Consider the following 15831-nt stretch of genomic DNA (forward strand, 5'->3'; position numbering starts at 1 on the left):
GCATATTTACCAGATATTATTCATACAATAACTAGAAAGACAGTATAGGAAAGGTTGGGATTTGTATGGAAGAGAGACAGCTGGTAAAACCTCAGAATCACAGGCTGGTTATCAATAACCGGAAGACAGGTACAGTAACGGGAGTGCTGGACGTTCTTTCTTTTGATTTAAACGAAATCCTGCTTGAGACAGAGCAGGGAATGCTGATGGTAAAAGGTACGGACATGCATGTAAACCGGCTGAATCTTGAAAAAGGGGAGGTCGACCTGGCAGGCAATATTGACAATATTTCTTATTCGGATATCCATTCGGGAGCAAAAGCCGGAGAAAATCTGTTATCAAAACTGTTTCGGTAGGAGGAGAAAAAATGTCTGGTATCGGAACTGAGATCAGGGTTTTCTGCTATGCAATCCTGACCGGTGTCCTGATTGTGGCAGTCTATCTGTGGATCAGGGTTTTGCGCAGACTGGTTGCTCACAGACTGTGGCTGATCAATCTGGAGGATGCCTGTTACTGGGCAGGAATTTCCGTTTATACTTTTGTGCAGATCTATCATACGAGTGATGGTGTTCTGCGGTGGTATATCGGACTGGGGATTGCGCTCGGATCAATCGGGATGGCGCTGCTTTCAGCTGTCTTTGTAAGAGCTTACAAAAAGATTTCTACACGAATTTGTGAAAAAAGAGTAAAAAGAGTTGATAAATCTGATTAAAAACGGTACACTGTAGAAGACTAAATGGGTTTGGTAGTAAGAAGCTATACAAGATCAACTGATAGCGAAAGGTGAATAGATTAGATGGGAAGCTTAAAGAAGAACCGGAAAAAGCGTCCGGGGAGCGGGCTTCAGAAGCACAAAAGAAGTATTGTTGCGATTACCGCAGTTATTATATTATTATGCGGCATGGTTATTGTACATGGGATGGCGCTCAAAAAGAGCAATGATGCATATAAGGTGCAGGAAGAAGAACTGCAGACACAGATCGATGCGGAAAAAGAACGCTCAGAAGAAATTAATAAACTGAAAAAATATGTAGGAACAGATGAATACATCGAGGAAGTCGCCAGAGAGAAGCTGGGACTTGTAAAGGAGAATGAGATTCTGTTCCGCGCACAGCAGTAACGTAAGAAAAGCTTTGGGAAGAAAATATCCCGAAGCTTTTTTCATTCATAGAAATTTAGAGGGTGGTGGCAAATGGAGGTTAAATACAGAGAGGAGCAAGTGATCACAAGTCCATATGTAACGCAGGCAGATAAAATGGCAGTGTCGCTTCGGCATCTGGCAGACAGGTTTCTGAAAATGGAGCCGAAAAAGCAGTGTTTTACACCCGAAGAAATGACAGAAATGTATGATCGGATTACGGAGAAGGTGTGCAGAGGATGCAGCAGGAAATCAGAGTGCCTGGAGAGAAAGAAGGCAGAACACTGGCAGCTTTTTTATGATCTTTTGTGTACGATTGAAGGATATGGTGCAGAACTGAATAAAGAGATGAAACAGCATCTTCAGAGGGAGTGTATTCAGGCACCACGGTTTTTACGAGAATCACTGGAAACTTTCCAGGAGGCAAAAAGGATTTTGGTGTGGAATAATAAGATGGTACAGAGCCGTGAGGGATGTGCGGCACAGCTGGATTCTTTTGCGGACATGCTCTGCCATGTGACGAGAGATCTGGATGCGAGTATTTTTACGGATCCGCCGCTTGCAAAAAAGGTTGCGCAGCATTTCAAAAAGGCAGGGATCCGGATGCTGAGTTCCGTTTTTTTTGTGGATGAGCATGGCAGATATGAAATTCATGTAACGGTAAAAAGTGAGAAGGGAAACTGTATCCCAACCAGAAAAGCGGCAGAGCTTTTATCAGTATGTACTAAGAGAAGGATGTGCCCGGCTCAGAACGAGAGGCAGGTTCTGGGACAGGAGTATGAAACTATTGTATGTGTGGAAGGACCGGGATATTATGTGCTGCAGGGTGTAGCAAAAATGGGAAAAAACGGACAAAAGATATCTGGTGACAGTTTTCTTATGAAGACACTTCCGGGTGGAAAAGAGGCGGCAATTTTGTCAGACGGAATGGGATCTGGTGAGAGAGCGCTACAGGAAAGCGGGATGCTGGTAGAAATGCTGGAAGAGCTTCTTGGAGCAGGATTTCCTGTGGAAACTGCACTTTCCATGATCAATACGGCTCTTGTTATGGGACGGGAAGAGGTTCGCTTTTCTACGGTTGATATGAGCATTTTTGATCTCTATAATGGAAAATGTGAGTTTGTAAAAGCAGGAGCGGCAGTGACATTTCTGCGGACTAAAGACGGGGTGGAGCATATCCGTTCGGAAAGTCTTCCGCTGGGGGTAATCCAGAGACAGCAAAGTGAAAAGGAAACCAGACAGTTGGAATCCGGAGATGTGGTGGTCATGGTATCGGACGGGATCCTGGATGCGCTTCCGGCAGGAGAGCAGGAGCATTTACTGGATTTGATGATTGGGGGAAGTCCGCTGGAGAATCCGGAGGAACTGGCGAATTATATTCTGGATAAGGTGCTGGAGCTGGCGGCCGGAAAAGCAGGAGATGATATGACAGTCCTTGTGGCGGGAATCTGGAAGATGTGTTACAGTAGATAAAAGACGAGAGGAATTTACCATGTTAGAAAAAGTAGAGAACTATATCAGGCAGTGGAAGATGCTTGAAAAAGGAGATAAAGTTGTCGTTGGTCTTTCTGGAGGGGCAGATTCTGTATGCCTTTTTCTGATACTGGAAGAGCTGCGAAAAAAGATCGGATTTGAGATCCTTGCGGTACACGTGAATCACGGGATCCGTGGGGAAGAGGCAAAAGCTGATGAAGAATTTGTAAAGACACTGTGTGAGAAAAAAGAAATCCCATGCAGGAGTGTTTCGGTGGATATTCCGAAAATGGCAGTGGAATACAGGATGTCAGAAGAAGAGGCGGGAAGGACTGCACGAAGGGAAATATTTGAGCAGGCAGCGGAAGAATGGGGAGGAACAAGGATCGCACTGGCACATCATCAGGATGACAATGCAGAGACTTTTTTCCTGCATCTGGCCCGCGGTAGCGGACTTCGGGGACTCGGCGGTATATATCCGGTAAATGGGATGTATATACGGCCGCTTCTTTGCGTGGGGAGAAAAGAGATCGAGGATTATCTGAAAGGACGGGAGATGCCTTACTGTATTGATGCGACAAATATGGAAGATGCATATATGCGAAACCGCATCCGTAACCATGTGATTCCGTATTTTAAAGAAAATATCAATGAAAAAACCGTGGAGCATATGAACCGGTCTATGGATCAGCTTAGGGAGATCTGGGATTATATGGAACGGCAGACAGAAAGTGCATATCAGATCTGTACTGCCCAAAATGGAGAAAAGATCTGCATCCATGCAGAGGCATATCACCGACAGGAACGGCTGATCCGGAAAATGATTCTCCGGAAAGCATTGGCATTGGTGGCAGAACATGAAAAAGATCTGGAGCAGGTTCATGTAGAAAAGCTGGAGGGACTGTTTGAAAAGCAGGTTGGAAAAAGACTGGATCTTCCTTATGCGGTCTGTGCATGCAGAACCTATGAAGGGATTGAACTGAAGCGGAAAAAGAAGGACACGGAATTGGCAGAAGAAGAGAAAAATCTGGATCTGAAGCAGGTTTCGGGAAAGATATCTTACGGGAAATGGGAAATTTCCTACCGTATTTTTGAAAAAGAAGAATGCAGATGCCAGATCCCGAAAAAAACGTACACGAAATGGTTTGATTATGGTATAATAAAACAGAGTGTCGCTGTACGCACCAGAAGGGCTGGCGATTTTATTGTAATTGATGAAAGCGGAGGAAGGCAGAAGCTGAAATCCTATTTTATCAATAAAAAAATACCAGTGGCAGAACGCGCCGGAATTCCTCTGATCGCAGAGGGAAGCGAGATTTTATGGATTGTGGGCTGCCGGCAGAGCAAGGCATACCAGGTGACAGAGCAGACAACGAAAATATTAGAAATTACGATAAATGGAGGTACTTTAAATGGCCGAGAAAGTGAAAATGTTAATTCCGGAAGAAGAAGTAAATGCCAGAATTGAAGAACTTGGAAAAAAAATCAGTGAAGAATATGCGGGAAAGCAGGTTCATCTGATCTGTGTTTTAAAGGGTGGAGTGTTCTTTATGTGTGAACTGGCAAAAAGGATTACAGTGCCGGTAACAATGGACTTTATGAGTGTCAGCAGCTATGGTGACGGAACCCAGTCCAGTGGAATCGTTAAGATTGCAAAAGATCTGGATGAGTCTCTGGAAGGAAAAGACGTAATTGTTGTTGAGGATATCGTAGATTCAGGACGTACTCTTTATTATCTGCTTGACATCCTTCGGAAGAGAGGACCGAAGAGCATGAAGCTTTGTACACTTCTTGACAAACCAGATCGTCGTGTGCGCGACGTACATGTAGATTATGTCGGATTTAATATTCCGGATGAATTTGTGGTAGGATTCGGTCTGGATTATGCACAAAAATATAGAAACTTACCGTACATCGGAAGTGTAGAGATGTAACAGGTGGAAGGAGCAGGTTTTGAATAATAATAAGACAAGAGGAATCAGTGGTCTTTCGATTCTGCTCTGTGTTCTGGTGCTGGCAGGTGTGTACTGGTTTATGAGCCAGTCGGGTGTGCAGCAGACAGCATACACGTATCAGGATTTTCAGAAAGATCTGAAAAAAGAGAAGGTAGAAAGTGTAGAGGTCAAGCAGAACAAAGTCGCACCGACCGGGACACTGAAGATCCGGCTGAAGAATGATGACATCGAACAGCTTCATGTATCCGATGTCAACAGTGCAGAGGATCTGCTTGAATCTTATGACATTTCCTACAGTGTGGACAATGTCCCGCAGGACAGCTGGATGTCAACAACACTGGTTCCGATCATATTGATGGCAGGTATCATGGTATTTGTTGTGATGATGATGAATCGTCAGGGCGGATCGAATGCAAAAGCGATGAACTTCGGAAAGAGCAGGGCAAAGATGAGCACGCAGGAAGAAAACCATGTGACGTTTGCGCAGGTTGCCGGACTGCAGGAAGAAAAGGAAGAGCTTGCAGAGATCGTGGATTTCCTCAAGAGCCCCGGGAAGTATACGCAGGTAGGAGCCAGAATCCCGAAAGGTGTCCTTCTTGAAGGACCTCCGGGAACAGGTAAGACGCTTCTTGCAAGAGCAATTGCGGGAGAAGCAGGTGTCCCGTTCTTTACCATTTCAGGCTCTGATTTTGTGGAGATGTTTGTCGGTGTCGGAGCATCCCGTGTAAGAGATCTTTTCGAGGATGCTAAGAAAAATGCACCTTGTATTATTTTTATCGATGAGATCGATGCCGTGGCAAGACGTCGTGGAACCGGTATGGGCGGCGGACATGATGAGAGAGAGCAGACGCTGAACCAACTCCTCGTAGAGATGGATGGTTTTGGCGCGAATGAAGGAATCATCGTACTTGCAGCAACCAACCGTGTCGATATTCTTGATCCGGCGATCTTAAGACCGGGACGTTTTGACCGTAAAGTCATGGTCGGCAGACCGGATGTAAAGGGACGCCTGGAAATCCTTCAGGTTCATGCCAAGGGCAAACCGCTCGGGGATGATGTGGATCTGGAACAGGTTGCGAGAACAACGGCAGGATTTACCGGAGCTGATCTGGAAAATCTTCTGAATGAGGCTGCGATCCTTGCAGCAAAGGATGGAAGAGTGTATCTGCAACAGGAGGATATCCGCAGAGCATTTGTAAAAGTCGGAATCGGTGCAGAGAAGAAGAGTCGTGTAATTTCTGATAAAGAGAAGAAGATCACTGCATTCCATGAAGCAGGACATGCCATCTTATTCCATGTACTTCCGGATGTAGGACCGGTGTACAGCGTGTCGATCATTCCTACCGGTGTAGGGGCAGCCGGATATACGATGCCGCTTCCTGAAAAGGATGAGATGTTCAATACCAAAGGAAAGATGTTGCAGGATATTACCGTATCACTAGGTGGACGTGTGGCAGAAGAGCTGATCTTTGATGATATTACAACCGGGGCATCCCAGGATATCAAGCAGGCAACAGCATACGCCAAATCCATGGTAACGAAGTTCGGTATGTCGGAAGCACTTGGTCTTGTAAGCTATGGAGATGATAATGATGAAGTATTTATCGGAAGAGATTTTGGTCATACCTCCAGAGGTTATGGTGAACAGGTTGCTACAACGATCGACAGTGAAGTGAAGCGGATCATTGATGAATGTTATGACCGTGCAAAGACCATTATTAAAGAGCATGAAGCTGTTCTTTATAAATGTGCAGATCTGCTTCTTGAAAAAGAGAAGATTACAAGAGAAGAATTTGAAGCATTATTTGAAGAATAGAGGCTAGATTATGAAAAAAGAAGCATTGTTTTGTGATGGAACAGAGGCGTATGTGAGTCCGCCGGAACCGGAGGCAGGAGATGAACTTCAGTTGTGGTTCCGTACAGCAGCTCACGACGTAGATGAAGTCTATCTGGAAAACCGCGAACTATGCATTCCAATGAACAAAGTAATCTCAAATAAGGCATTTGACTTTTATGAAGTGAAATACAAATTAGAAGATAAACCATTCCGGTATCATTTTAAGATCAGATCAGGAAATGAGATCTGCTACTATAACAAATGGGGAGCAGAGAGCAAACTTGTGGATTATTATGATTTTAAAATCGTGCCGGGCTTTACGGCACCGGATTGGGCAAAAGGAGCGGTCATGTATCAGATTTATACAGACCGCTTCTGTAACGGCGACCCGGATAATGATGTACAGACGGGAGAGTACTTTTATATTGGAGAACAGGTTCAGCATGTAGATGACTGGTACCGGGATCCGCAGCCGATGGATGTACGGGAATTTTACGGAGGAGATATCCAGGGGATCATTGATAAACTGGATTACCTGCATGGACTTGGAGTAGAAGTTGTCTATTGTAATCCACTATTTGTATCACCATCTAATCATAAATATGACACACAGGATTACGATTATATTGATCCGCATGTCGGTAAAATTGAAGTCGATGAAGGAAGGCTTCTAGATCCGGGAGAAAATAACAATATCCATGCGGACCGTTACCGGACAAGAACTACCAGAAAAGAGAATCTGGAAGCAAGTAACCGGCTGTTCATCAAGCTGGTAGAAGAACTCCATAAGAGGGGAATGCGAATCATCATTGACGGCGTCTTCAACCATTGTGGTTCTTTCAATAAATGGCTGGACAGAGAGCTGATCTACGAGAGCGCCGATGGTTACGAAGTAGGTGCTTTTGTGTCACCGAAGAGTCCGTACCGGAATTATTTTCTATTCCACCGTACCGGGGAGAATGAATGGCCGGGCAATGGAAGCTATGACGGCTGGTGGGGACACGATACGCTGCCAAAGCTGAATTATGAAGATTCAAAAGAGCTGGAAGAGTATGTTCTTGGTATCGCAAAGAAATGGGTTTCACCGCCGTATAATGTAGACGGCTGGAGACTGGATGTTGCGGCAGACCTTGGAAGAAGCAATGAGTACAATCATGAATTTTGGAAGAAATTTCGTAAGGCAGTAAAAGAAGCAAATCCACATGCACTGATCCTTGCCGAGCACTATGGAGATCCGAGTGACTGGCTGCAGGGCGATGAATGGGACAGCGTTATGAATTACGATGCATTTATGGAGCCGGTCACCTGGTTTCTGACCGGGATGGAGAAACACAGTGATGAATATCGCGGCGATCTTCTCGGAAATGCAGACCATTTTATGAATGCGATGAAGCATCATATGGCAAATATGATGACACCGTCACTTCAGACGGCGATGAACCAGTTGTCAAACCATGACCATTCCCGTTTCCTGACGCGTACCAACCATAAGGTTGGCCGTGTGGGACAGCTTGGGTCGCGTGCGGCAGAAGAAGGGGTAAGCCTTGCAGTTATGCGGGAAGCGATCATCATGCAGATGACCTGGCCGGGAGCACCGACCCTTTATTATGGAGACGAAGCAGGACTTTGTGGTTTCACGGATCCGGATAACCGGAGAACTTATCCGTGGGGAAGAGAAAACCGGGATCTGATTAATTTCTACCGTGAGATGATCCAAATCCACAGAAAGTCTCTGGCTCTCAGAAAGGGATCAATCAAGATGCTGAAAGCAGAACCGGATCTTCTGGCCTATGGAAGATTCTGGGGGAATGAGCAGATCGTGGTTATTATCAATAATTCCGATCATCTGAAGGAAGTAAGGGTTCCGGTATGGCAGGCAGAAGTTGCCGAAGGACATAATATGGCGCGAGTGATGTATTCTTATGAAGATGGGTATATTGGAGAATTCGAAGAGTATATCGTGAAAGAGGGAAATATTTCACTGATGATGGGTAAGAAATCGGCGATCGTGCTGAAGAATAAGAAGTGGTAGAATGATAAAGGTAGTACAAGACGTCCGCCGGGCGAACCTCGGAAAGTCAGGCGACTTTCCTCAGTCGCGTAGCCGCTCATTAAAATAAAAAGATACAGCCTCTGAAATGCAAGGATTGCAGGGGATGTAGAATGATAAAGGTAGTACAAGACGTCCGCCGGGCGAACCTCGGAAAGTCAGGCGACTTTCCTCAGTCGCGTAGCCACTCATTAAAATAAAAAGATACAGCCTCTGAAATGCAAGCATCCCAGAGGCTGTATCTTTTTATTTTACTTCGCCCGGCTATAAACGGAAGTTAAAGTCTGCATATGCTGAGCAGCCGTGTTCGTGGATATCGAGACCGTCGAGTTCTTCTCCTTTGGTGACGCGGAGGCCTACGGTTTTATCGATGATGGTGAATACGATGATTGCCATTACGAGGACGTAGGCTACGGTTGAAAGGACACCGATCACCTGGGTTTTGAGGGTGTATTCCGGGGAGAAGACTCCGACGAGGATACTGCCTGTGAAACCGCATACGCCGTGGACACTGATCGCACCTACCGGGTCATCAATCTTGGCTACTTTGTCGAAGAATTCTACAGAGAATACGACGAGGATACCAGCGATCAGTCCGATGATGATTGCAGAGTAGTTGCTGACGGTGTCGCATCCGGCGGTGATTGCTACGAGTCCGGCGAGGGAACCGTTGAATGTCATGGATACATCTGGTTTTCCATAGCGGATCCAGGTTACAACAAGGGTTGCAAGTGTTGCGGTAGCAGCGGCAAGATTGGTTGTCATTGCGATATCACCGAGGTTTGTGGAAGCTGCTGTGGTAGAGCCGCAGTTGAAACCGAACCAGCAGAACCAGAGAATAAATACGCCAAGAGCTGCAATGGAAAGGTTGTGTCCGGGAATCGCACGGGCATTTCCTTCTTTATCATATTTTCCAATACGAGGTCCGAGGATTTTGGCACCAACAAGTGCACAGATACCGCCGACCATATGGACTGCTGTGGAACCTGCAAAATCGTGGAATCCCATCTGAGCGAGCCATCCACCGCCCCAGATCCAGTGGCCGGTTACCGGGTAAATAAAAATACTGATTGCTGCACTATACAATAAGTAAGCAAGGAATTTTGTACGTTCTGCCATAGAACCGGATACGATAGTAGCGGATGTGGCGCAGAATACTGTATGGAAAATAAGGAAGACTCCGATTGGCAGTCCGTTGAAAAGTCCGTCGGCATCGGCAAGTGTTGTAGGATTGAAGAACCCTTTTATACCGATGATACCATTCCAGTCGGTTCCGTGCATGATCGCAAATCCGAAGATGAAAAAGAACAAACTTCCAAGTACAAAGTCCATCATATTTTTCATCAGTATATTTCCAGTATTTTTTGCTCTGGTAAATCCGGCTTCACACATTGCAAATCCAGCCTGCATAAAGTAAACAAGAGTTGCACCGACAATTGTCCAGATAACATTAAGCAGTAGTTCAGTGGCGGCGGTTGCATCCATTCCGCCCGCAATTAAATCAGATAATCCCATATTTAACATCCTCCATTTCAAATAAAAAGGATAGCTACAATGAATGATCTACAGGCAGTTCATTTGTAGTTATCCTCTTTGATAACGATATTCAACACTATTCTAATTCACATATATTTTTAGCTAAAGAGCAGCAGAGCCACGTTCACCGGTACGGATTCTTACAGCATCCTGTACTTCGTAAACAAAAATTTTACCATCGCCGTACGCACCGGTTTTGATCTCTTCGACAATTTTCCGAATCAGAGGTTCTGCAACTTCCGGTTCAACAACAGTTTCTACTTTGATCTTAGGAAGAAGATTTACGCTGTATTCAGCACCGCGATAAAATTGTTTGTGTCCTTTCTGATTACCATATCCCATAATGTTACTGATCATAATACCGCTGACATTGGAAGCATCCAGGATTGCTTTCAGGGCTTCCAGTTTTTCCGGCTGGATAATGATTTCTAGTTTTTTCATAACTGAGTCCCTCCTTCTCGATTTAAAAAAAGAACAAAAAAGGCGTTCCCCGGATAATAGGGAACGCCGTCGTTCTTGATACGCTTTATTATAGCGACTGATTTTGATTTGTCAAATTATTTTTAAAAAAAATACAAAAAATTCGTGCATTTATTAGGTGTTGACGGATAAAATGTCATTTGCTAGAATAAAAGATAAGTGAAAAAGATTCCTTTATCAAGAAAGTTTTAAGTTAACAAAGCAATAAGTCTGTATTTAAAAAGAAGATATATTTATACGGGGAGAAAAGGAGGAAAAATAAATGATTAGTCTCACATTCGGAGAGCAGGTAAAAATTGTTTTAAGCAGAAAAGATATGACGATTAAAGAGCTTGCAGAAGAAATCGAAGCAAGAACCGGGAAAAAGATGTCCCGTCAGAATCTGACACAGCGGCTTGGCAGAGATAATTTTCAGGAGCAGGATATGCGTATGATCGCAGATATTCTTGGATGCCCGTTCCAGCTCAGCATTCTGGGTAATGCGGATTCGGAAAAGGAGGCTTTGGATGAAGAAGAGATGCCGACGGGAAGAGAACTTGAGAAGCTTACCGCGAAAAAAGAAAGAAAGGCAGCAAGAGAAGAAGCAAAAAAGAATGTAGAACGTGATATTACAGTTGGAGAGATTGTAGATATACTTGAAGAGACAACAGCAGAACCGGAGAAAGAAGCTGTACAGATGGAACTGGATCTTGATGCAGAAGAACATGCTGCCAAGGAGACGGAAAGCATTGCGGATTCAGATACTTTGGAAGAAGATATTCTGACTGAAGAAGAAACAGAGCCGTACACAGAACCGGCAGAAGATGATGTGGAAGTATCTGCAGAAGACGCAGAACAGATTGAAGAAGAATTACAGGAGCCCGAACAGGAAATAGAAGCGGAAGTGGTTGAAGAAGCCGGGGCTGAGGAGATTCCGGAGGAAACTTCTGAAGCTGCTTACCAGGAAGAGGCAGAACCGCAGGAAGAAGCGTACCAGGAACAGCCGGCTTATGAAGAGAATCAGCCGGAAACCTGTCAGAAAGAGGAAAATCCTGTAGTAGAAGAGGCGGAAACTGAAGATGTTCATGAGGAGAAAAATTCACCATTTTCAAAACTTACAAAGCTGATTACTCCGAAAAAGGAAAAGAAATCTTCCGGATGGCCGCAGGATTTCCAGCCGATCAAGCGTCGGGAGGATATTGATGAAGATCTGGTAAATGGAGATGTGAACCCATATACCGGACATGAGTATCGGACAAACAGTGTGCGTATGCATCCACACAGAATCGGTTATGTACAGGTATATGACCGAAAAGATCACAAGTGGACAGACATGACAGAGTGGGCGTTCCTTGGGGTGGAAGAGCGAAAGAAAGCTACGATGGGAAAAGACTACGAGCCACCGATTTATCTGGATTAATCAATGAGTTATTTGTCAGAGCGGAAGATTCCGCTCTGATTTTTTAAAAATGGTAATTTTTACCGGAAAGTCAGAATAGTTTAGAACAGGCAGTTAGAAGGAAGGTGCAGGTGCTAGATTATGAAAAGCTTTATCCGGTATTTATATGAATATCAGAATGGAAAAAGGACAAGAAATACAGGTTTTGTGAAGGTTCTTGAACAGACAGATACAGCGGAAATCCAGATTTATGGGAGAGGATTTCCGGTGGCAGGAGGACGTACACTGGAAATATATCTCTTTTATGAAGAGGATGGCAAGTGTATTGGAATCCGGATGGGAGAGATCAGAGGCGCACAGGCGGCATTTGGCTACAAGCTGAGTTATACGACAGACGATGTGGGAGGAGATGGACAGTTTGGCAGGATTGGTGGAATGATCCTTCGGGCTGGAAACGGAGCGGATGCAGGATATTATGGAGCAGTCTGGGATGAGGCGAGACCGGTAGATGTTAGCAGGATGATTACGGAAGAAGAATGGAAGCTAAACAAATCGGGGAAAAATAAAAAAATTGCAAATGGCGGAGACGTGCTAAGCAATGAAAAATACGAGAAGCCAGGAAATGAGAAAATACTTGAGGAGAAAACAAGCCAGAGAAAATATGAGAATATAGAAGAACAGGAGACCTCAGAACAATCTAAAAACACAGATGCAGTTAGGAAATCGAAAAGCAACCCAAATGTGCCGGAAGAAAGAAACTCTCAGAACGCAAATTCAGATTTACCACCAAAAACCACAAAGGATATCATCTATAAGATCACCCGTCAGGAGCTTGCCGGACTTCCGCGAAAGGAATGGAAGCTTGCGAATAATCATTTTCTGCTCCATGGATATTATAATTACCATCATCTGGTATCATTTGAAAAAGAAGGGAAATGCTGGATTGGGGTTCCGGGACTTTATTTTTCGGGCGAGCAGCGGGCGGCAGGAGCATTTGGATTTAGTCAGTTCATGAAGCCGTCTGATGGTGAACTGGATCTGGAAGAATATGAGATTGAAGATGAGGAACATTTCGGTTACTGGTGCAGACCGGTAGGGGCAGTGATTCGAAAAGAAGTAAAGGAGAAGGAAGATGCGGAAGATATTGACCGAAGACGAAAAATACATGAAGGAAGCGATCCGTCAGGCGAAAAAAGCATGGAAGATTGAGGAAGTACCGATTGGTTGTGTGATCGTATATCAGGGGAAAATTATCGGACGAGGATACAACAGGCGGACAACGGATAAGAATCCCCTTGCACATGCAGAAATTTCTGCAATCAAAAAGGCAAGTAAGGTAATGGGTGACTGGCGGCTGGAAGAATGCACCTTATATGTAACGCTGGAACCATGTCAGATGTGTTCCGGAGCCATTGTACAGGCAAGGATTCCACGAGTGGTTGTTGGATGTATGAATCCGAAAGCCGGATGCGCCGGTTCCATCCTGAATCTTTTACAGGTGGAAGCGTTTAATCATCAGGCAGAGCTTACGACAGGAATTCTGGAAGAAGAATGCTCACAGATGATGAAGAGCTTTTTCAAGGAACTGCGCAAGAAGCAGAAGATGAAAAAGAAAGAACAGGAATCAGCAAATATGCCGGAAGAAAATCCTTAATCGAAGAACCTGTCAAAGGCAGGCTTTTTTGCATGAAAAAAGCTACGGAAACAAAATCCGTAGCTTTTGTAATTTCTTTTTTTCTGTGCGCTGTGCGTCGAACTAAAGCCTACCAAACGTTACTCTGGCTGTAAACTCAACCCAGGCTACCTTACGGCACCCGAGAGGTTCTGCTTAGTGCTGCTTCGTTCCCGACCTGACACGGTTCACAGAGTCCCGCCGCGTAAGACCCAAATCTCAACGCCACAAACCAGAGGCAGCTTTGACAAGTAAAGCCCTCGGCACAGCATCACCCCCACTATAGCGGATTGTAGGTACAGGGTACCGCTAGCACCCCGGCTGCACAGAACATTATTTTACCGTGTTTTTGTAAAAATGTCAATGTATCTGAGGAGATTTTATTTTATCATTTTGGTTTACGCCAATCTGAAAATGGAGTATGATACTAAAGATAAAACTTTTTGGAAACGGAAAGGAAACGATATGAAAGTACTTTTAGGTGCAGTCAATGCGAAATATATACATTCCAATCTGGCAGTCTACTGTCTGAAAGCATATGCGGAAAAGTATGGTGATACATCAGATGAGATCAGTATTGGAGAATATACGATCAATCAGCAGCTCGATGAGATTCTGCGGGATATCTACAAAAGGAAGCCGGACATGCTCTGTCTGTCCTGCTATATCTGGAATCTTACTTATGTTGAAGAGATCTGCAGGGAGATCAAGAAAGTGATGCCGCAGATCATCATCTGGATAGGCGGACCGGAGGTATCTTATGATGGAGTAAAGGTGCTGGAGCGTCTGCCAGAAGTGGATGGCGTCATGAAAGGAGAAGGGGAGCAGACTTTCTGCGATCTTTTACACTTTTATCAGGAGAAGACAGCGGACGGATTTCAGAATATGAAAGGAATCGTATACCGGGAACAGACCGGGCAGATTGTGGAAAATGAATGGCGCAAGACCATGGAGCTGAGTAAGGTTCCGTTTGTATATGAGAACATGGAGCTTTTTGAACATAAGATTATTTATTATGAGACAAGCCGTGGATGTCCATTTTCGTGCAGTTATTGTCTTTCTTCTATAGATAAGTGTCTGCGGTTCCGTGATCTGGAACTGGTAAAAAAAGAACTGCAATTTTTTATCGATCATAAAGTACCTCAGGTTAAATTTGTAGACCGTACATTTAACTGCAAACATGATCACGCCATGACAGTCTGGCGTTATATCAAAGAGCATGATAACGGCATTACCAATTTCCATTTTGAGGTTGCGGCAGACCTTTTGAATGAAGAAGAAATGGAATTGATAAAAACCATGCGGCCAGGGCTGATCCAGCTGGAAATCGGTGTGCAGTCTACCAACCTGGATACGATACGTGAGATTCACCGGACAATGAAATTTGAACAGGTTGCAGAAGTGGTAAGGAGAATCAATTCTTATGGTAATGTACATCAGCACCTGGATCTGATCGCAGGATTGCCGTATGAAGATTATGAAAGCTTTGGAAAATCCTTTGATGATGTTTATGCACTGGAACCGGAGCAGCTGCAGCTTGGTTTTCTGAAAGTACTGAAGGGTTCTTATATGGAAGAGAAGAGAGACGATTACGGACTGGTTTATAAAGGAATGCCACCGTATGAAGTTTTGTATACAAAATGGCTTCCATATGAGGATACCCTGCGCCTGAAAGGGATCGAGGAAATGGTGGAGACCTACTATAACAGCAGGCAGTTCTGTTACACGCTTCCTTATCTGATCCGACACTTTAAAAGACCATTTACGCTTTTTGAAAAGCTGGCAGAGTATTATGAAGAAAATGGGCTGGATACTTTAAGTCATGCACGCACGGCAAGATATGAGATCCTGTATGATTTTGCAAGATTTTATGATGCAGAAAGATGTGAGGCGTATAAGCAGCTTCTGACACTGGACTTTTATCTGAGGGAGAATGCAAAGAGCCGTCCGTTATTTGCAGGCGATGAGCGGATTTCCAAAGAAGAGTTCCGCTTGTTCTATGACCGTGAGGATGAAGAGAGGCGTTATCTGGAAAATTATGAAAATATGGAGAAGCGGCAGCTTAGAAAAATGACGCACATCGAGAGGTTTTCTTATGATGTTCTGGGGGATATGAAAGAGAAAGAATGTGTGCTTCTGTTTGACTACCAGAACCGGAACCCACTGGATCATCAGGCAAAGGTATTTTGTGTTACAGAAGAAATCTGGGAATTATGCAAACAGTAACATCTGACAGTAGTAATGGATATCTTGAAAAAAGAAATGAAAGAGTATAGAATGAAAACAAATGTGTGATTTGAGGTGAAAAAAAG

The 15831-nt window shown here is 44.4% G+C and carries 14 protein-coding genes and 1 other RNA gene; 12 read left to right on the forward strand and 3 right to left on the reverse strand.

Annotation, left to right across the window (positions count from 1 at the left end; all coding sequences use genetic code 11):
* Nucleotides 1-65: 65 nt before the first annotated feature.
* The 8 genes from yabP (at nucleotide 66) to NQ556_RS01875 (ending at nucleotide 8435) form a co-directional block, all read left to right on the forward strand.
* Nucleotides 66-356: a sporulation protein YabP gene (yabP, locus tag NQ556_RS01840; RefSeq protein ID WP_008370015.1), complete on the forward strand. Its 291-nt coding sequence runs from the start codon at nucleotides 66-68 to the stop codon at nucleotides 354-356.
* A gap of 11 nt (nucleotides 357-367) precedes the next feature.
* Complete coding sequence (gene yabQ / locus NQ556_RS01845) at nucleotides 368-712, forward strand: spore cortex biosynthesis protein YabQ (protein WP_008370017.1); 345 nt, start codon at nucleotides 368-370, stop codon at nucleotides 710-712.
* An 84-nt stretch (nucleotides 713-796) separates the two neighbouring features.
* Nucleotides 797-1120 (forward strand): FtsB family cell division protein, encoded by a 324-nt coding sequence (locus NQ556_RS01850; protein WP_008370019.1) that lies wholly within the window; start codon nucleotides 797-799, stop codon nucleotides 1118-1120.
* Nucleotides 1121-1192: 72 nt separating this feature from the next.
* Entirely contained in the window at nucleotides 1193-2611 is a 1419-nt protein-coding gene (locus NQ556_RS01855) for a SpoIIE family protein phosphatase (protein ID WP_022220223.1), read from the forward strand.
* 19 nt (nucleotides 2612-2630) lie between these two features.
* Nucleotides 2631-4079, forward strand: a complete 1449-nt coding sequence (gene tilS / locus NQ556_RS01860; protein ID WP_022220224.1) for a tRNA lysidine(34) synthetase TilS — start codon at nucleotides 2631-2633, stop codon at nucleotides 4077-4079.
* On the forward strand, nucleotides 4024-4545 hold the full coding sequence (gene hpt, locus NQ556_RS01865; protein WP_044998745.1) for a hypoxanthine phosphoribosyltransferase: 522 nt from the start codon (nucleotides 4024-4026) through the stop codon (nucleotides 4543-4545). Before tilS ends, hpt begins: the two co-directional genes overlap by 56 nt.
* A 19-nt stretch (nucleotides 4546-4564) precedes the next feature.
* Entirely contained in the window at nucleotides 4565-6382 is a 1818-nt protein-coding gene (gene ftsH / locus NQ556_RS01870) for an ATP-dependent zinc metalloprotease FtsH (RefSeq protein WP_022220226.1), read from the forward strand.
* A 10-nt stretch (nucleotides 6383-6392) separates the two neighbouring features.
* On the forward strand, nucleotides 6393-8435 hold the full coding sequence (locus NQ556_RS01875) for a glycoside hydrolase family 13 protein (protein ID WP_008370030.1): 2043 nt from the start codon (nucleotides 6393-6395) through the stop codon (nucleotides 8433-8435).
* Between the two features lie 282 nt (nucleotides 8436-8717).
* Here NQ556_RS01875 and NQ556_RS01880 read toward each other — a convergent pair whose 3' ends face one another.
* A complete protein-coding gene (locus tag NQ556_RS01880; RefSeq protein WP_022220227.1) occupies nucleotides 8718-9968 on the reverse strand; it encodes an ammonium transporter in 1251 nt (416 codons plus the stop codon).
* A 123-nt stretch (nucleotides 9969-10091) separates the two neighbouring features.
* Complete coding sequence (locus NQ556_RS01885) at nucleotides 10092-10430, reverse strand: P-II family nitrogen regulator (RefSeq protein WP_008370035.1); 339 nt, start codon at nucleotides 10428-10430, stop codon at nucleotides 10092-10094.
* Between the two features lie 301 nt (nucleotides 10431-10731).
* Here NQ556_RS01885 and NQ556_RS01890 point away from each other — a divergent pair, with 301 nt between their 5' ends.
* The 3 genes from NQ556_RS01890 to tadA all read left to right on the forward strand — a co-directional run bounded on the left by NQ556_RS01890 (nucleotide 10732) and on the right by tadA (nucleotide 13501).
* The gene (locus NQ556_RS01890; RefSeq protein ID WP_008370037.1) at nucleotides 10732-11868 is read left to right on the forward strand and encodes a hypothetical protein; all 1137 of its coding nucleotides are present in this window, start codon (nucleotides 10732-10734) and stop codon (nucleotides 11866-11868) included.
* A 120-nt stretch (nucleotides 11869-11988) separates the two neighbouring features.
* Nucleotides 11989-13056 (forward strand): hypothetical protein, encoded by a 1068-nt coding sequence (locus NQ556_RS01895; RefSeq protein ID WP_022220228.1) that lies wholly within the window; start codon nucleotides 11989-11991, stop codon nucleotides 13054-13056.
* A complete protein-coding gene (tadA, locus tag NQ556_RS01900) occupies nucleotides 12980-13501 on the forward strand; it encodes a tRNA adenosine(34) deaminase TadA (protein WP_173686179.1) in 522 nt (173 codons plus the stop codon). The genes NQ556_RS01895 and tadA overlap by 77 nt, the downstream gene beginning before the upstream one ends.
* A gap of 83 nt (nucleotides 13502-13584) precedes the next feature.
* On the opposite strand, the gene ffs is transcribed toward tadA, so the two are convergent.
* Nucleotides 13585-13848: signal recognition particle sRNA large type (gene ffs, locus NQ556_RS01905), an RNA gene on the reverse strand.
* 136 nt (nucleotides 13849-13984) lie between these two features.
* Here ffs and NQ556_RS01910 point away from each other — a divergent pair.
* Complete coding sequence (locus tag NQ556_RS01910) at nucleotides 13985-15745, forward strand: B12-binding domain-containing radical SAM protein (protein WP_022220230.1); 1761 nt, start codon at nucleotides 13985-13987, stop codon at nucleotides 15743-15745.
* The last annotated feature ends 86 nt before the right edge of the window (nucleotides 15746-15831 follow it).

It is taken from the genome of Coprococcus comes ATCC 27758 (genome assembly GCF_025149785.1).
GTDB lineage: Bacteria > Bacillota > Clostridia > Lachnospirales > Lachnospiraceae > Allocoprococcus > Allocoprococcus comes.